Source organism: Edwardsiella sp. A.80236 (assembly GCF_044540725.1).
In the GTDB taxonomy this organism is placed as follows: Bacteria; Pseudomonadota; Gammaproteobacteria; order Enterobacterales; family Enterobacteriaceae; genus Edwardsiella; species Edwardsiella tarda.
Genome location: NZ_JBIUCY010000014.1, coordinates 99732 through 114801, shown reverse-complemented (window position 1 = coordinate 114801; position 15070 = coordinate 99732). Strand labels below are relative to the sequence as shown.

The 15070-nt window shown below is 54.0% G+C and carries 18 protein-coding genes; 7 read left to right on the top strand and 11 right to left on the bottom strand.

Annotation, left to right across the window (positions count from 1 at the left end; all coding sequences use genetic code 11):
• Positions 1-222: 222 nt before the first annotated feature.
• Positions 223-1059, bottom strand: coding sequence for an HTH-type transcriptional regulator HdfR (gene hdfR / locus ACEQFP_RS12810; RefSeq protein WP_109579558.1), 837 nt, complete (start codon positions 1057-1059; stop codon positions 223-225).
• Positions 1060-1178: 119 nt separating this feature from the next.
• Between hdfR and ACEQFP_RS12805 the strand changes: the two genes are divergently transcribed.
• Positions 1179-1517, top strand: a complete 339-nt coding sequence (locus ACEQFP_RS12805) for a DUF413 domain-containing protein (RefSeq protein ID WP_005290042.1) — start codon at positions 1179-1181, stop codon at positions 1515-1517.
• Positions 1518-1719: 202 nt separating this feature from the next.
• Here ACEQFP_RS12805 and ACEQFP_RS12800 read toward each other — a convergent pair whose 3' ends face one another.
• The gene (locus ACEQFP_RS12800; protein ID WP_005290044.1) at positions 1720-2583 is read right to left on the bottom strand and encodes a YicC/YloC family endoribonuclease; all 864 of its coding nucleotides are present in this window, start codon (positions 2581-2583) and stop codon (positions 1720-1722) included.
• Between the two features lie 132 nt (positions 2584-2715).
• Here ACEQFP_RS12800 and rph point away from each other — a divergent pair, with 132 nt between their 5' ends.
• Both rph and pyrE read left to right on the top strand, forming a co-directional pair.
• Positions 2716-3429 carry a ribonuclease PH gene (rph, locus tag ACEQFP_RS12795; protein WP_005290046.1) on the top strand — a complete coding sequence of 238 codons (714 nt, stop codon included), beginning with the start codon at positions 2716-2718 and terminating at the stop codon, positions 3427-3429.
• Between the two features lie 85 nt (positions 3430-3514).
• Entirely contained in the window at positions 3515-4156 is a 642-nt protein-coding gene (pyrE, locus tag ACEQFP_RS12790) for an orotate phosphoribosyltransferase (protein ID WP_005290048.1), read from the top strand.
• 38 nt (positions 4157-4194) lie between these two features.
• Here the strand turns inward: pyrE and slmA are convergent, their stop codons facing one another.
• The 3 genes from slmA to coaBC all read right to left on the bottom strand — a co-directional run bounded on the left by slmA (position 4195) and on the right by coaBC (position 6557).
• Positions 4195-4791 (bottom strand): nucleoid occlusion factor SlmA, encoded by a 597-nt coding sequence (gene slmA, locus ACEQFP_RS12785; protein ID WP_005290050.1) that lies wholly within the window; start codon positions 4789-4791, stop codon positions 4195-4197.
• A gap of 112 nt (positions 4792-4903) precedes the next feature.
• A complete protein-coding gene (gene dut / locus ACEQFP_RS12780) occupies positions 4904-5362 on the bottom strand; it encodes a dUTP diphosphatase (protein WP_005290054.1) in 459 nt (152 codons plus the stop codon).
• Positions 5340-6557, bottom strand: a complete 1218-nt coding sequence (gene coaBC, locus ACEQFP_RS12775) for a bifunctional phosphopantothenoylcysteine decarboxylase/phosphopantothenate--cysteine ligase CoaBC (protein WP_035597614.1) — start codon at positions 6555-6557, stop codon at positions 5340-5342. Before coaBC ends, dut begins: the two co-directional genes overlap by 23 nt.
• A gap of 185 nt (positions 6558-6742) precedes the next feature.
• Between coaBC and radC the strand changes: the two genes are divergently transcribed.
• The 4 genes from radC to mutM all read left to right on the top strand — a co-directional run bounded on the left by radC (position 6743) and on the right by mutM (position 8989).
• On the top strand, positions 6743-7426 hold the full coding sequence (gene radC, locus ACEQFP_RS12770; RefSeq protein ID WP_005290057.1) for a DNA repair protein RadC: 684 nt from the start codon (positions 6743-6745) through the stop codon (positions 7424-7426).
• Positions 7427-7665: 239 nt separating this feature from the next.
• Entirely contained in the window at positions 7666-7902 is a 237-nt protein-coding gene (gene rpmB, locus ACEQFP_RS12765; protein WP_005290060.1) for a 50S ribosomal protein L28, read from the top strand.
• Between the two features lie 11 nt (positions 7903-7913).
• A complete protein-coding gene (gene rpmG / locus ACEQFP_RS12760) occupies positions 7914-8081 on the top strand; it encodes a 50S ribosomal protein L33 (RefSeq protein WP_005290066.1) in 168 nt (55 codons plus the stop codon).
• Between the two features lie 98 nt (positions 8082-8179).
• Positions 8180-8989 carry a bifunctional DNA-formamidopyrimidine glycosylase/DNA-(apurinic or apyrimidinic site) lyase gene (gene mutM / locus ACEQFP_RS12755; protein ID WP_005297075.1) on the top strand — a complete coding sequence of 270 codons (810 nt, stop codon included), beginning with the start codon at positions 8180-8182 and terminating at the stop codon, positions 8987-8989.
• On the opposite strand, the gene coaD is transcribed toward mutM, so the two are convergent.
• The 6 genes from coaD to rfaQ form a co-directional block, all read right to left on the bottom strand.
• Positions 8986-9471 carry a pantetheine-phosphate adenylyltransferase gene (gene coaD, locus ACEQFP_RS12750; RefSeq protein ID WP_005290070.1) on the bottom strand — a complete coding sequence of 162 codons (486 nt, stop codon included), beginning with the start codon at positions 9469-9471 and terminating at the stop codon, positions 8986-8988. The two genes, mutM and coaD, sit on opposite strands and share 4 nt — an antisense overlap.
• Entirely contained in the window at positions 9468-10244 is a 777-nt protein-coding gene (locus ACEQFP_RS12745; RefSeq protein WP_005290072.1) for a glycosyltransferase family 2 protein, read from the bottom strand. Before ACEQFP_RS12745 ends, coaD begins: the two co-directional genes overlap by 4 nt.
• A 3-nt stretch (positions 10245-10247) precedes the next feature.
• On the bottom strand, positions 10248-11522 hold the full coding sequence (gene waaA, locus ACEQFP_RS12740) for a lipid IV(A) 3-deoxy-D-manno-octulosonic acid transferase (RefSeq protein WP_035597610.1): 1275 nt from the start codon (positions 11520-11522) through the stop codon (positions 10248-10250).
• Between the two features lie 174 nt (positions 11523-11696).
• Positions 11697-12791 carry a glycosyltransferase gene (locus tag ACEQFP_RS12735; protein WP_035597607.1) on the bottom strand — a complete coding sequence of 365 codons (1095 nt, stop codon included), beginning with the start codon at positions 12789-12791 and terminating at the stop codon, positions 11697-11699.
• The gene (locus tag ACEQFP_RS12730; protein WP_047060678.1) at positions 12792-13919 is read right to left on the bottom strand and encodes a glycosyltransferase family 4 protein; all 1128 of its coding nucleotides are present in this window, start codon (positions 13917-13919) and stop codon (positions 12792-12794) included.
• Positions 13916-14992 (bottom strand): putative lipopolysaccharide heptosyltransferase III, encoded by a 1077-nt coding sequence (gene rfaQ, locus ACEQFP_RS12725; protein WP_097364234.1) that lies wholly within the window; start codon positions 14990-14992, stop codon positions 13916-13918. The genes ACEQFP_RS12730 and rfaQ overlap by 4 nt, the downstream gene beginning before the upstream one ends.
• Positions 14993-15070: the final 78 nt, after the last annotated feature.

Below are 15070 nucleotides of genomic sequence, written 5' to 3'. Positions count from 1 at the left end.
ACAGGATTAAAACGAACAAGGCCCCCTTTTAGGGGGCCCCATTTAAAGCCACCTCTTCAAGAGGTGGATTTTTACTTTTATTTCCGCCAAAGTTCGCTGTCGTGCTCGTTTGCTTGCTGAGCATACTAGCCCTACGGTGTAGGGCGCTGGGTTCTGTTTATTTCGCCCTGCTATGTCGAGGGCAGCGCGGTAGCATTTATCGCTTGCTGATATGTTCTGTTATCAAGCATGGTTGATGAACAAGGGAGAGAGTGAGTCCACCATTTGCGCGATCTCCTCCTGACGATCGCTATTATGCAGCCAAATGGCATAGACCGGTCGGATGAGCTTCTCGACCTGCTCTACGCGTTTTAATTCCTTTTCTGCTCTACTAGCCCAAGTTTCAGGGAAAAATGCGCTAGCATGCGTTTGACGCAAGATTCGCTCGGCGATCAATAGCGAGCTGCTATCCAACAATGGCGGCATACTATGATTGATGGATGATGGATGGGGTAGGAAGTCGGCGCCCCAATCGAGCTGGATGAAAGGCTGCGTTTTTTTCGGCGTACTATCCTTACTAACGTACAGCGCAAGATGGAATTCACCAACTTGTGTATTACTAAATTCATCGGCCTTGGGAATTTCTGTGGCGATCAGTAGATCCAGCTGGCGCTCATGTAACTGACGGATATGTGTATGGCGCTGACCGCTACGTATTTCTAGCTGTAGACTCGGGTTATCTCGGTAGAGTTGCGGTAGCCACTCTGCGAGCACAGATTCCCAGAGCAGCGTCGGAGCGCCGATAGAGAACGTCTTAGCTTGGCCCGCATGAATCATCTCCTGTTTGGCCAGCTGCCAGGTATTCATCAGACTTTCGGCATAGGGTACGAGCTTCTGGCCAGCAGGGGTAAGCTGGATATTATTCCGGTGTCGAGTGAATAGCTCGGTACCGACTTGATTTTCCAACTGACGGATACGGAAGCTGACGGCAGATTGTGTCAGGTAGAGGGTTTCGGCAGCTTTGCCGAAGTGACGTGTACGACTGACTTCCAAAAAGGTTTTGAGTAATTCGGTATCCACGATTCACCTGCAAAAAATTTTATCATCATGATTTAAATGTTTTGTTTTACAGCTTGTCAAGCCTATCTAATACTCCGCGCCATAAATAGCACGGCCATAGAGAATTAGGAGCGTGTCAGATGCCGGAAAGCTTCCATACCACTCATCGTTTCTTTGATAACAAACACTATCCACGTGGTTTTTCACGTCATGGTGATTTCACCATCAAAGAGGCTCAGTTACTTGAGCGCTTTGGGTATGCATTTAATGAATTAGATCTCGGAACTCGCGAGGCTCAAACGGATGAAGAGCTGCTGTTTGTTGCTGTATGTCGTGGTGAGCGTCAGCCAGCAACCGAGGCGGAGAAAGTCTGGGCGAAGTATGTGACCCGTATCCGCCGTCCGAAGCGTTTCCATACGCTCTCTGGCGGCAAGCCACAGATGGAAGGGGCTGAGGATTACACTGAGTCTGACGATTAATGGTGGTTGGACGACACTCGGCCTTCTGAGTTAGAGGCGTAACAACACCCTGTGAGCGGTATGCTGGCAGGGTGTTTTTTATTGTAAGTCGATCGGTATGAAGGGTCAGCGTTAGATACCCATTGTATGATGTTGTGGTAAGAAAAAGGCCCTGAGTATCAGGGCCTGGCGGAGCCGTGTGCGATGACACAACTAGGCGGGTTTATTCGATATTCTGGATCTGCTCACGCATCTGTTCGATCAAGACTTTAAGCTCAATCGCTGAAGCGGTGATATCTGCGTTGATTGACTTAGAGGCCAGCGTGTTTGACTCGCGGTTGAACTCCTGCATCATGAAGTCCAGGCGGCGTCCAACGGCCTCTTTTTTCTTCAGGATAGCGTAAGTCTCTTTTACGTGTGCGTCTAAACGGTCTAACTCTTCCGCCACATCGATGCGCTGGGCCATGAGTACCAACTCTTGCTCCAGACGGTTATTCTCGAGTTGGACCTGAGCCTCTTCGAGTTTATTGACTAAACGCTCGCGCTGCCATTGGAGGATCTCCGGCATCCGGCTACGTACCTTGGCGACCTCGGCGGAGACAGCCTCGAGGCGCTGCTCGATTAATGCCTTAAGCGCGCCACCCTCACGCTCACGCGCGTCGATGAAGTCATCAATGGTGCTATCCAGGGCGCTCAACAGGTCACTGCTGATGGCATCCAGGTCTTGTTCGGCGGCGGCCATCACGCCTGGCCAGCGCAGCACATCCAGCGGATTGATCTCGCCTTCATCACTCTGAAGTTTGACCCAGTTAGCGGCTTCCACTAGCTGTTTAGCCAGATTCTCGTTGAGGATTAGCGCACTCTGTGCGCTGGGATCGAGTTCGAAACGCAGGTTGCACTCAACCTTACCTCGGGTCAGACGAGTGCGCAGGCGCTCACGGATCACCGGCTCCAGGCTACGAAACTGTTCAGGAAGACGGATGTAGGTTTCCAGATAGCGTTGGTTGACTGAGCGCAGCTCCCAGGCTGCGCTGCCCCAGTTACCCTTGACTTCGCGTCGGGCGTAAGCGGTCATGCTACGGATCATAGTGCCTGCCTATTACTAAAACGGTGTGTGTTGTCGGGATTATAGCCCCGCGACGTCCTGCGTGATAGGCATAAGCGGATGAAGGCCGTATAATGCGCAGCCGATTACTGAATTACCTGCGGAGATGAGCTTATGCGTCCTGAAGGCCGAGCAGCCGGACAGATCCGTCCACTGCGTTTGACTCGCCATTATACCAAGCATGCGGAAGGCTCCGTACTGGTGGAGTTTGGCGATACCAAGGTGTTGTGTACCGCCAGTGTTGACGAAGGGGTGCCGCGCTTTTTAAAGGGCCAGGGCCAAGGCTGGGTTACCGCAGAATATGGCATGCTGCCCCGTTCCACCCACAGCCGTATGGCGCGTGAGGCGGCCAAGGGCAAGCAGGGCGGCCGTACCATGGAGATCCAGCGTCTGATCGCGCGTTCGCTGCGCGCCGCGGTAGACCTGAAGAAGTTGGGTGAGTTCACGATCACCCTGGATTGCGATGTGATCCAGGCGGATGGCGGCACGCGTACCGCCTCTATCACCGGTGCCTGCGTGGCATTAGCCGATGCCTTGAATGCCCTGGTCGCGTCCGGCAAGTTGAAGGCGAGCCCGCTGAAGGGGATGGTTGCCGCCGTCTCTGTCGGTATTGTTGCCGGCGAGGCGCTATGCGATCTGGAGTATGTAGAGGACTCTGCCGCCGAAACCGACATGAATGTGGTCATGATGGAGGATGGCCGGATGATCGAAGTGCAAGGCACAGCTGAAGGAGAGCCATTCAGCCATGAGGAGCTATTAACACTCTTGGCATTGGCCAAAGATGGCATAGGTCAGATCATCCAGGCGCAGAAGGCTGCGTTAGCATAATGATTTTAGGCGACTCTATCAGTCGCCTTTTTTTTGCCCGTAAGATGGGCATTCCGGGTATTAACAGACTTTGAAGGAGAAAAGTATGAAGGCCTATCAGCGCCGCTTTATTGAATTTGCACTCAGCAAGCAGGTTCTCAAGTTCGGCGAGTTTACGTTGAAATCTGGGCGTACTAGCCCTTATTTCTTTAACGCAGGGCTATTTAATACCGGGCGAGATCTGGCGCTGTTGGGACGCTTCTACGCCGAGGCGTTGGCGGACAGTGGTATCGCATTCGATGTGTTGTTCGGGCCGGCGTATAAAGGGATACCGATTGCGACCACGACGGCGGTAGCGCTGGCCGAGCATCACGATATGGACGTGCCTTACTGCTTCAACCGTAAGGAGGCCAAGGATCATGGTGAGGGGGGGACCCTGGTTGGCAGCCCTCTGCAGGGACGAGTGATGTTAGTGGATGATGTGATCACTGCTGGTACCGCTATCCGTGAGTCGATGACGCTGATCCAGGCGAACGGCGCGGCCTTGGCCGGGGTGCTAATCTCCCTCGATCGTCAGGAGCGTGGCCGCGAAGCGTTGTCCGCGATCCAAGAAGTTGAACGCGACTATGGTTGTCGGGTGATCTCCATCATTACCCTAAGCGATCTGATCCATTATCTGGAAGAGCAACCAGGGATGGCGCAGCATCTGGCGGCGGTTAAGGCGTATCGTACGCAATACGGCGTGTGAGTTGCGTGCAGGCCGCCTCAGCGCGGCCTGCTGCGCGATCATTGCAACTGGCTCGCCAGCAATGGCCAACGGGTATCAAACTCCTGCGTTGGGCGGTAGCGAAACTCGGAGCGGACGAAACGCGATAGCATCCCTTCGCAGAAGGCCAGTAATTGGCTGGCCAACAACGTCTCATCGTGAGCGAAAGCGTTGCCTTCACGCAGGCGTCGCTCCTTCAGTACTTGGCGTAACTGTGCCTCGATACGCTCAAATAACTGATTGATACGACCCTGTAGACGATCTTGCTCGAACATGAGGGCATGACCGGTCATGATGCGGGTCAGCCCAGGGTTACGCTCTGCGAAGCCCAGGATCAGCAGCAGAATAAGACGAAGCCGATTGAGCGTATCTTTCTCATCCTGCAATATCAGGTTAATCCGTGAGATGAGTGAGTCTTCAATAAACTCAATGAGACTATCGAACATCCGTGTTTTACTGGGAAAATGGCGATAAAGCGCGGCCTCTGATACGCCGACGTTAGCCGCCAGCTTTGCCGTGGTGATGCGTTGGCTGCCATCGCTAGATTCGAGCATTTGCGCGAGCGCCTGCAAAATCTCTTCACGACGGTTCCTTTTCGTATTTTCTTTTTCTGCCATGCCTGACAAGACCCTTGCTAAACGGCGAAAACGGATTCCCCACAACAGACACCGCCGCAACGGAGTGCGACGGTGTTATTTGGCTTGATAGCGTTGCGTGCGGCGGATTGGATTACTGGCGGCCAGAGTGACCGAATCCCCCTGCACCGCGCGAGCTATCTTCGAACGACTCTACCAGGTTAAAGTCAGCCTGCACCACCGGTACCAGTACCAGCTGCGCGACGCGCTCGCCAGGCTCGATGGTGAAGGTGGTTTGCCCACGGTTCCAGACGGAGATCATCAACTGCCCCTGGTAGTCGGAGTCGATCAAGCCGACCAGATTGCCCAACACGATGCCATGCTTATGGCCTAAACCGGAGCGTGGCAGGATCAGCGCGGCCAGAGACGGGTCGGCGATATGGATGGCTAACCCGGTCGGTAACAGGGTGGTTTCGCCTGGCGCCAGCACCACGGCGCTATCCAGGCAGGCGCGGAGATCCAGACCTGCAGAGCCGGGAGTGGCATAGGTTGGCAGGGGGAACTGTTGTCCGATGCGCGCGTCGAGGATCTTAACGTCGATTTTTTTCTTCATAGTGTCTGACAATCTCATTGATTAAGGCGCTACCCAGAAGGGATTTGCTGCTGAGCGGTAACCGTTTGTCACCCTGGGGCCAAAAAAGATGTAAGGCATTGGTATCACTATTGAAACCTTGGCCATCTTGTGAAACATCGTTGGCACAGATCAGGTCTAGTCCTTTACGCGCCAGTTTTTGTTTGGCGTATTCTTCCACATTCTGTGTTTCGGCGGCAAATCCTACCACAAATGGACGAGCGGTGGTCATGGCTGCAACGCCGGCGACGATATCCGGATTTTTCACCAAGGTCAGCGTTAATGTATCGCCTTGCTGCTTTTTCATTTTCTCTGGAGCGACCTGCTGAGCTCGGTAATCGGCGACGGCGGCACAGGCGATGAAGATATCACTTTCAGCGGCATGCTGCGTGACGGCGGCCTGCATTTCCAGGGCGCTCTGTACATCGATACGTATTACGCCCGCGGGGGTTGGTAGAGTGACCGGTCCACTGACTAGCGTGACCTGTGCACCGCGCCGTGCCGCGGCCTCGGCGATGGCGAACCCCATCTTGCCAGAGCTGTGGTTGCTAATGAAGCGCACCGGATCCAGCGCCTCACGCGTCGGTCCGGCGGTGATCAGTACACGGTAAGCCGCCAGATCGTGGGTTGGATGGAAGTGAGCCTCGGTACGCTCGACCAATGCTAATGGATCGAGCATCCGTCCTGGGCCGACATCGCCACATGCTTGCTCTCCACTATCTGGTCCCCAGATCGCGATGCCACGTCGGGCTAAGATCGCGAGATTATCTTGGGTAGCGGCGGCGCGGTACATCTGTTGATTCATGGCGGGGGCAAGCGCGATGGGGGCGGCACTGGCTAAGCATAGGGTGGCCAGCAGATCGTTGGCCATTCCCGCAGCCAGGCGCGCGATCAGATCGGCGGTAGCGGGAGCCAGCAGGATCAGATCGGCCCACTTTGCCAACTCGATATGCCCCATGGAGGCCTCGGCCGCAGGATCGAAGAGATCGTCCGCGACAGGGTGTCCAGAGACCGCCTGTAGGGTCAGAGGCGTAATAAAAGCCTGTGCCCCTTGAGTCATGACTACGCGCACTTCTGCGCCCCGTTCACGCAAGCGGCGCACGATTTCCGGGCACTTATAGGCGGCGATCCCGCCGCTGATGCCTAATAGGATACGTTTACCGTGAAGTCCCGTCATGGTGTTGGTTCCGTGTGAAGCCCAAAGTGGCAAGATCTTACCATATCTCATCTTTTCTCGCCGATCCTGCAACCATCTTTGAAGCCATGCGCACAGTTGCGCGGTTTTTAGATATATTTATTGATGCTGTTTTTTTATACAGTTATTTTTCTTGCGTCCGTTGGCGCTGTCGGGAGGAGAGCTCGATGCAAGAAGATAAGCCATTTGTTTGGCCACAGGGATTGCCACCCAGAGAGAAGCTGTTGCTATTAGGTGCGGCCTCGCTCAGCGATCAGGAGTTATTAGCGCTATTTTTGCGTACTGGCGTGCCAGGCATGCATGTGTTTCAGCTAGCGCAACAGCTACTGATACGCTTTGGTTCGCTCCAGGGGATCTTGCAGGCGGATGTCGATACCTTCTGTGCTACACCAGGCCTCGGTGTGGCGAAGTTTGCTCAATTGCAGGCGGTGCTGGAGTTGTCGCGGCGGGTGTTGCAGCATCGAATGAGTGAGGTCAGCGCGATGACGAGCCCCGATTTGACCGCACTTTTTCTCCAAAATCTGTTTGCTGCGCTAGAGCGTGAGGCTTTCGTCGTGTTGTTTTTGGACAATCAGCATCGTGTTATTCGATCTGAGCAGATGTTTTCGGGTACTATAAACTGTGTGGATGTATATCCACGGGAAATCGTCCGGGAGGCGCTCAAGCTAAATGCTGTGGCGCTTATCCTGGCGCATAACCACCCGTCCGGTAATCCCGAGCCCAGTGTGGCGGACCGTTTGCTAACAGCCCGCGTGGCTAAGGCCTGTGCACTGGTGGATATTCAGGTTCTCGATCATATGGTCATCGGCTGCGGTCAGCGGGTTTCTTTTGCTGAACGTGGGTGGATTTAATCATATTTTTTCGCGATCCTGAGGGATCTTTAGCTGTTCGGGTCTTGAGCACATGCGCTCTAGAGCGTATACTACGCCACCTTTGAGAATCTAGGTTGTGGCGTTAAGAGCCTATCTCAGCAGGTTTCGACCTGACTCAGAGTCTACTCGGCGGAGTTTGCCGGGATGGGCTCTAAAGCCTGACGAGGCGGCCACTACCTATACGAAGCTCGAGCTGATTTGATTTTTGGAGAATAGACATGTCCCGAGTCTGCCAAGTTACTGGCAAGCGTCCGGTGACCGGTAACAACCGTTCCCATGCGCTGAATGCGACCAAACGCCGTTTTCTGCCGAACCTGCACTCACACCGTTTTTGGGTTGAAGGTGAGAAGCGCTTTGTAACTCTGCGTGTATCTGCTAAAGGTATGCGTATCATTGATAAGAAGGGTATCGAAGCGGTTCTGGCCGATCTGCGTGCCCGTGGTGAGAAGTATTAAGGATCTGAATCATGGCTAAAGGTATTCGCGAGAAGATCAAGCTGGTTTCGTCTGCTGGTACTGGTCACTACTACACCACTACCAAGAACAAACGTACTAAGCCGGAAAAATTGGAACTGAAAAAGTTCGATCCGGTTGTACGCCAGCACGTGATCTACAAAGAAGCTAAGATTAAATAATTTTAGTGGAATTGGAAAAACCCGGCTCTGCCGGGTTTTTTTTTGCCTATTTGCCCCTATCTATAATGGCATGCTGTCAATGTATTGAGTGAGGGGTCATGCCGGAATTACCCGAAGTTGAAACCAGTCGCCGTGGTATTGCACCACACCTGACAGGTAAAATGATCGATCGCCTGGTGGTACGCCAGTCGCGTCTACGTTGGCCGGTTCCTGAGGCATTGTTGGCACTGCATGATCGTCCGATACTCAGCGTCCAGCGACGTGCAAAATACTTGTTACTCGAGCTGCCTGAGGGCTGGATCGTCATCCATTTAGGCATGTCTGGCAGCGTACGCATATTGTCTGCCTCGACGCCGGCACAGAAGCATGACCATATTGATCTCCGACTCACGGACGGTATGTGCTTGCGTTATACCGATCCCCGTCGTTTCGGTGCCTGGCTCTGGTATGAAGATTTAGCAACAGCGAGTGTATTAGCACACTTGGGGCCCGAGCCGCTAAGCGATGCGTTCAATGCCGCGTATTTGTTGGAGAAGGCACGAGGGCGTCGTACCGCGGTTAAACCTTGGCTGATGGACAATAAGCTGGTGGTTGGCGTGGGCAATATCTATGCCAGCGAATCCTTGTTCAGCGCGCAGATCCACCCGGATCGTCTCGCGGGCTCATTGAGTCGCGACGAGATTGCGCTCTTAGTTCAGACGATCAAAGCGGTGTTACAGCGTTCTATCGATCAGGGTGGAACCACGCTACGTGATTTCTTACAGGCGGATGGTAAGCCAGGTTATTTTGCTCAGCAGTTACAGGTCTATGGCCGCGCCGGAGAGGCTTGTTTGACTTGCGGCACGACGATTAAGAGCAGTAAACACGGGCAGCGTACTACCTATTACTGCCCGCATTGCCAGCGTTAGGCGTCGTGCAGACGCGCGAGGAGTGCTTGTGCGACAGGTGGAGGCAGGAAGGCGTCAACGTCACCACCGTGACGTGCGACCTCCTTCACCAGGGAAGAGGAGATGAAGGACCACGCCTCCGCCGGCATCAGGAAGACGCTCTCAAGAGAGGGCATCAGATGGCGATTCATGTTAGCCAATTGTAATTCATACTCAAAGTCAGAGACAGCGCGTAGGCCGCGTACCAAAATGTCGGCCTGTTGGCGCTGAGCAAAGTGCGCCATCAATTCGCTGAAGCCTTGAACTTCGACGTTAGGGAGATGTGCCGTGACGTCGCGCGCCATCGCCACTCGTTCCTCTAAGGTGAACAGTGGGTGCTTGCTCGGGCTGGCGGCGATAGCTAGGATTACGCGCTCAAACATATGTGCGGCGCGTGTGACGATATCGAGATGACCATTGGTGAGTGGGTCGAAAGTACCCGGGTAGATTGCGGTGCGGCTCATGGCAACCTCTTTTCTGTATAGCCGTGCTGTAGTGCCCACAGCTCGGTGTATTTGTTGAACGTGTATTGTGCATTCACCATGGCTAACAGCCAACCTTGCTTGCCATCCAGAACCCCACCACGCAGTAGCAATGTCTTCAGTAGGGCTCCGAGCGTATGGCTGAAGATCCCCCAGAGCGAGGTGATCTTGCCCTGGGCATACCGTTCATGTGCCCAGGTGGTGGCATAGTGTAGCTGTTTCTGTTGAAAGCTGGCGAAGTCGCGGCAGGTTAAATGCAATAGATCGCCCGGCAAAGGATGGATCTGGGCGCCGTTGCAATCTAAAGACTCATGGACCTGATTGGCGTTATACCGGTAGTGCTGGCGGGGATAGAGACGGATCACGCGATCGGGGTACCAGCCACTATGACGCATAAAGCGTCCAAGGAAGAGATTGCGCCGGGCGATGCTGTATACCCGTTCACTTGCTGGTTGGGCGAGGACTTGCTGGATAGCGTCACGCAGTTCCGCGCTGACGCGCTCATCACTGTCGAGCATCAGGATATAGTCGCCGTTAGCATAATCTTGAGCCCGTTGGCGCTGAATACCGAATCCTTGCCAGTCACGATTCTCATAGACCTTGGCGCCGGCCGCGCGTGCGATTGCCTGCGTTTCATCGCTACTGCCCGCATCCAGAACGACGATCTCGTCTGCCCAGTCGATGGACGCCAGGCAGTCGGGTAATAACTCGGCAGCATTTTTGCAAATGAGGACGACGGAGAGACGTGGTGACATGGTTTAGTGACTCCGTAACGGCAGATAGGGTAATAGCAGCTGTAACAATCGCTGCAGCGCGCCCTGATTCTGGTGCAAGACTTCGACGGCGTGGCGGCCATACCACAAACGGTAATCTTCATCCGTCAGCAGGGTGGTGATCTCTCCAACTAACGCCTCGCCATCAGCGACAGAGATCAAGCCATCGGCCTGCTGTAGTTTGGCGCAAATATCCTTGAAGTTAAAGGTATGGGGTCCCATCAGTACTGGAATAGCGTGTGCTGCCGGCTCGAGGGGATTGTGCCCACCCCGCTCGACCAGACTCCCACCAACGAAGGCTAAATCGGCGATGCCATACAGTAACATCAGCTCCCCCATACTATCGCCGATGACCACCTGCGTCTGGGGCGTGGGGATCTGACCGCTACTGCGCATTAGGTAGTTGAAGCCCCCTTTTTGGGTCAGCTGCTCTGTCTCTTTAAAACGTTCAGGGTGACGTGGTACGAGGATCAACAGTAAGTCGGGGAACTGGGCGAGCAAGCGGCGGTGTGCTTGCAGCATGATGGCCTCTTCCCCTTGATGCGTACTAGCGGCGATCCAGACTTTACGGTGCGGAGCCCATTGGCGGCGTAGGGTAACGGCTCGGGCTGCCAGTTCGGGGGTAACGGAAATATCGAATTTGATGCTGCCTGTTACCGCCAGTTGACTTCGCTTGAGTCCGAGATCGATAAAGCGCTCGCCATCCTCTTGGTTCTGTGCCGCGATCAGGGTGATTTTCCCCAGCAGACGACGCATGAAGCCACCCAGTTTGCTATACCCCTGAGCCGAGCGTGCGGAAAGACGAGCATTGGCGATGACGAGCGGAATCTGGCGTTGATGCAGCGCGGCGATCATGTTGGGCCATAGCTCGGTTTCCATCACGATGACCAGCTTGGGACGCACGGTATTTAAGAAACGTCGCATGGCACCCGGCAGATCATAGGGAAGATAGACGTGATGGACATCCTTGCCAAAGGCCGACATCACTCGCTCCGAGCCTGTCGGGGTCATGGTCGTGACGGTGATCGGTAGGGTTGGATAACGGTGGCGCAGCGCGCGCACCAATGGAATCGCGGCCAGCGTTTCCCCGACCGAGACCGAATGCAGCAAGATCCCGCCCGGTACAACCTTGTTACGGCAGAAGCCATAGCGTTCGCCCCAGCGTTTGCGGTAAGCCGGTGATTTTCGGCTACGCAGCAGGAGTCTAAGCCAGATTAGAGGCTGAATGAGATAGAGCAGTACGGTATATAACGATTCCAAGCTTGTATCCGTTATCTTTATAGTATTGGCGGGCAAATTCTAAGCATTTACCTACTTTAATGCCATTATTTTACCGATTTTCCCCGGATTTCCATATTGCGAGCAATGGGGGAAGAGACACGATCACATGTATACGGTGTGCGAGATCATACCGTATAAGACACGGCTTGTTTTTCATGGTGCACCGAGGCGGCGGTAATGCATACAGACACTGTCAACATCGTATTTCAGTAGTGCATTGTTATCGATAGTTTGAGGGTGGTAATAAATATCCAATAAAGTCTTGGCTAAAGCATGAACATCAGGGGAGCAGAGCCCTCGAGCTAGTTCACCTGTTAGAATTTCGGCCGGCCCACCAGGACACCGAGTACTGACAACGGCGGTGCCTAGCGCGAGTGCCTCAACAAGTACATTACCGAATCCCTCACTATCAGAACTGACGACCAGTAATCTTGCGTGACGGATCCAGGGATAAGGATTCGCCTGAAAGCCTTGAAATAATACGCGCTGCTCTAATCCTAATTTTTTAACCAGAGCGCGGAGCCGAGACTCTTGTTCGTGAGTCCCCTGCCCGAGTAAAACGAGTGGATCGGTGATGCCACTTTCTGCATAGGCTTCTAACAGCCGATCGTGACGTTTAGCCTGATGGAATCGTCCGACATGGATCAGGTAATCTTGTCCCAAAAGAGGGCAAGGCGCTTCACTGGCTTGGCGAATAGCCGCGAGATCGAATGGGTTGGGGATGACTTGTAGTTGCGCAGGCGTAATGTTGAATTGTGCGCATAGGTCATGCCCAACGGCTTGTGATACGGCGACGATACGACGATTTTGGTAAACTTGGCGGATCTTTTTCTGCTTTAGCCAACGGTCAAAACCATGACGGTGGCCAAGATAGGAGGTGGAGAAAACACCATGCAGACAAAACCATAGGTTATGGTTTCGTAGCGCCTCACTCCGTGCGACGATACGATCGGTTTTATGCAGATTAGATAAGACTAAATCGTAATGGCCATCTTGCTCGGCTCGGTAGATCTCCGCATCTAGTTGGCGTGCGCGACGCGATAGCTCCGTCAATTTTCGCCAAGGGAAGCGGCAATGATCATGGATCACTCGGTAATCGATATTGGCAGGCAGTGAATACTGACAAATGTCGCGTAGGGAAAACAGGGAGACCTTATCACCTTGGGTAAGAAACTGCTGGGCTAAGGTGAGTACTACCTTTTCCGCGCCGCCACCGGGTAGGCCGTCGATAATAAATAAAATACGCATTTACTTCACCAGCTGTTGATACAGCGTAATCAGTTGGGCAGAGAGATGTTCGGCGCTACAAGACATAATCTGTGAGCGAGCCTGTTTGCTTGCGTGAGAGCCTAGCGCTTGTGTGGGTAACGCCATGATCGCTTCACGTAGCGCGACAATGTCCAAGGCATCGCAGACATAGCCATTCTCACCATTACGGATAAACTCAGCGCCGCCACAGCCTGTGCTAGTGATCACGGGTAGACCGCAAGCCATTGCTTCTAAAATGACGTTAGGAAACGGGTCGTAGAGTGTAGGCAACAATAAACCATCGGCCATTTGGTAGAAGGGCAGCGTTTCTGTTTGTACCCCTAAGAAGCGTACACGTTCGGCGCAGCCTAAGGTACGCGCCAGTGCTTGATAACGCGCCTCTTCTTTATCCTTGCCGACCACCAGTAAGTAACGTGGCGTGGGAGCGAGTGCCTCAATTGCCGCCCGTAGCCCCTTGCGTTCAAAACCGGAACCGACATAGATCAGACAAGTGGCTTCCTGTGGGATCTGCCACTGGCGACGCAGTGTTGCCCGTAGCGTCTCATCAGGCGGCAGAAAACGCTGATGATCGATAGCATTATAGATGACATGGATCTTTTCATCCGGGAGGCCGAAATCCTCCATAATCTCCCGCTTAATCATCGCGGCGTTACAGATGACGGCGCGCAGTTCCGGTGCCTGATACATGGCGCGCTCTGCCTCCATCACATAACGGTGGTAGCGATCATGCCACAGGAGGCGGGCCTTCCATCCCGGTAGGATCCGCGCTCGCTGCATTAACCAGCGTTGGTGGACGCCATCCCCGGCACGATAGAGGTCACAGCCGGGAATACGCTCATGGCTTTGTACCAGATCGAAGCGCTGGTGTTGCCAGAGGGCGCGAGCGGCATGGGCGAAACCACGCTCCCGACTGATTCGTCCCCATTTCCTCGGATCGCAGAGATGAATATGCCAATCAGGTTTGATCGGGCCTTGCCATTGACGAGTGATAACATTTAGCTCGATGTCATGACTATCCAATGCCTCAAGCGCGCGAGAGACAAAACGTTCAGCACCGCCATCTGGACGATACTTCTGCCGTACGAGGGCCAGTCGAAATTGGGTCATGCGAGTAATCTCTTGGCCGCGCTAATGACGGCATCGCTGGGGATTAAGTCCAAATAGCGCTCCTCGGTTTGAGTATCGATGGCATCCGGGTCGGGCAATCCGCCAAAATCACCGGCCCAGATGACCTCACCTTGAGCTTGCCAAGGTCGCCAGAAGGTAAGTTTCGAGGGGCCGAACAAAGCGACTAGTGGTGTTTGCAACGCCGCTGCCATATGCATAGGAACTGAATCGACGCCGATAAACAAGCGGGCGTGGTCGATAGCCGCCGCTAATTGACGTAGTGTGAGTCGCCCCGCTAGGCTCGTGATATTGGCGCCGGGACAGCCCTGTATGATCCGCGCAATCATTGCTAATTCGCGTTCATCGGGGCCCGAGGTGAGTAGAATGTGTTGTCCGGACTGTGATAGCGCGTTAATGACCTCACTCATCCGCGACTCTTGCCAGCATTTAAAGAACCAGCGAGAGGTCGGTTGGATGACGATGTAACTTGTGGGCCACTCCTTGGGAAGAAGCGCTTGCACCTGTTGCCAGTCCTGTTGCGTATAGCCCATGGTGACGCGCGGATCGATGTCAGGTAGTGCTAGAGGCGCGAGGATCGTCAGATTCTGCTCGACGGTATGCAACCGCCCATGATCTGCTGTACTGATCAGGTGGGTATGGCTACGTCGCCATAGTGGATGGCGGCGCTTGGTAAAATCGAAGCCGAGACGCACGGGTGCCGCGCTAAGCCTGGTGACGATGGCGCTGCGCCATTGATCGGCCAGGTTGACCACCAGATCATACTGCTGTGCACGCAGTGTGCGCAGTAATCGCCACTCTTGGCCGAGTTGATAACGTATCCCCTGTCTTTTCCACTGGCGATCGATGCAATAGATCTGGTGGATGTCGGGGTTGGCAGAGAGCATTTCCCGTGTTTCTGCATACAGTAAAACATCTATCTCGGCGGCTGGATAGTGCTGCTTTAGCGTATTAATGACAGGTGTAATCAATAGCATATCGCCATGATGACGCAGCTTGATAACCAGAATACGCTGAGGAGAAAATGCGACGGGAAGCGTCGGGTTCGATGCCATGCTTTTGCCTTTTCCTGCGGTTTGACCTTTGATTTTAGTGGATAAGGTCGGTGGGGAGAAGTGTTGTGGCGGTTTTAA

Coding starts and splice junctions, on each gene's coding strand:
- ACEQFP_RS12805 (WP_005290042.1), top strand. CDS start 1,179: ATGCCGGAAAGCTTCCATACCACTCATCGTTTCTTTGATAACAAACAC.
- ACEQFP_RS12800 (WP_005290044.1), bottom strand. CDS start 2,583: ATGATCCGTAGCATGACCGCTTACGCCCGACGCGAAGTCAAGGGTAAC.
- rph (WP_005290046.1), top strand. CDS start 2,716: ATGCGTCCTGAAGGCCGAGCAGCCGGACAGATCCGTCCACTGCGTTTG.
- pyrE (WP_005290048.1), top strand. CDS start 3,515: ATGAAGGCCTATCAGCGCCGCTTTATTGAATTTGCACTCAGCAAGCAG.
- slmA (WP_005290050.1), bottom strand. CDS start 4,791: ATGGCAGAAAAAGAAAATACGAAAAGGAACCGTCGTGAAGAGATTTTG.
- dut (WP_005290054.1), bottom strand. CDS start 5,362: ATGAAGAAAAAAATCGACGTTAAGATCCTCGACGCGCGCATCGGACAA.
- coaBC (WP_035597614.1), bottom strand. CDS start 6,557: ATGACGGGACTTCACGGTAAACGTATCCTATTAGGCATCAGCGGCGGG.
- radC (WP_005290057.1), top strand. CDS start 6,743: ATGCAAGAAGATAAGCCATTTGTTTGGCCACAGGGATTGCCACCCAGA.
- rpmB (WP_005290060.1), top strand. CDS start 7,666: ATGTCCCGAGTCTGCCAAGTTACTGGCAAGCGTCCGGTGACCGGTAAC.
- rpmG (WP_005290066.1), top strand. CDS start 7,914: ATGGCTAAAGGTATTCGCGAGAAGATCAAGCTGGTTTCGTCTGCTGGT.
- mutM (WP_005297075.1), top strand. CDS start 8,180: ATGCCGGAATTACCCGAAGTTGAAACCAGTCGCCGTGGTATTGCACCA.
- coaD (WP_005290070.1), bottom strand. CDS start 9,471: ATGAGCCGCACCGCAATCTACCCGGGTACTTTCGACCCACTCACCAAT.
- ACEQFP_RS12745 (WP_005290072.1), bottom strand. CDS start 10,244: ATGTCACCACGTCTCTCCGTCGTCCTCATTTGCAAAAATGCTGCCGAG.
- ACEQFP_RS12735 (WP_035597607.1), bottom strand. CDS start 12,791: ATGCGTATTTTATTTATTATCGACGGCCTACCCGGTGGCGGCGCGGAA.
- ACEQFP_RS12730 (WP_047060678.1), bottom strand. CDS start 13,919: ATGACCCAATTTCGACTGGCCCTCGTACGGCAGAAGTATCGTCCAGAT.
- rfaQ (WP_097364234.1), bottom strand. CDS start 14,992: ATGGCATCGAACCCGACGCTTCCCGTCGCATTTTCTCCTCAGCGTATT.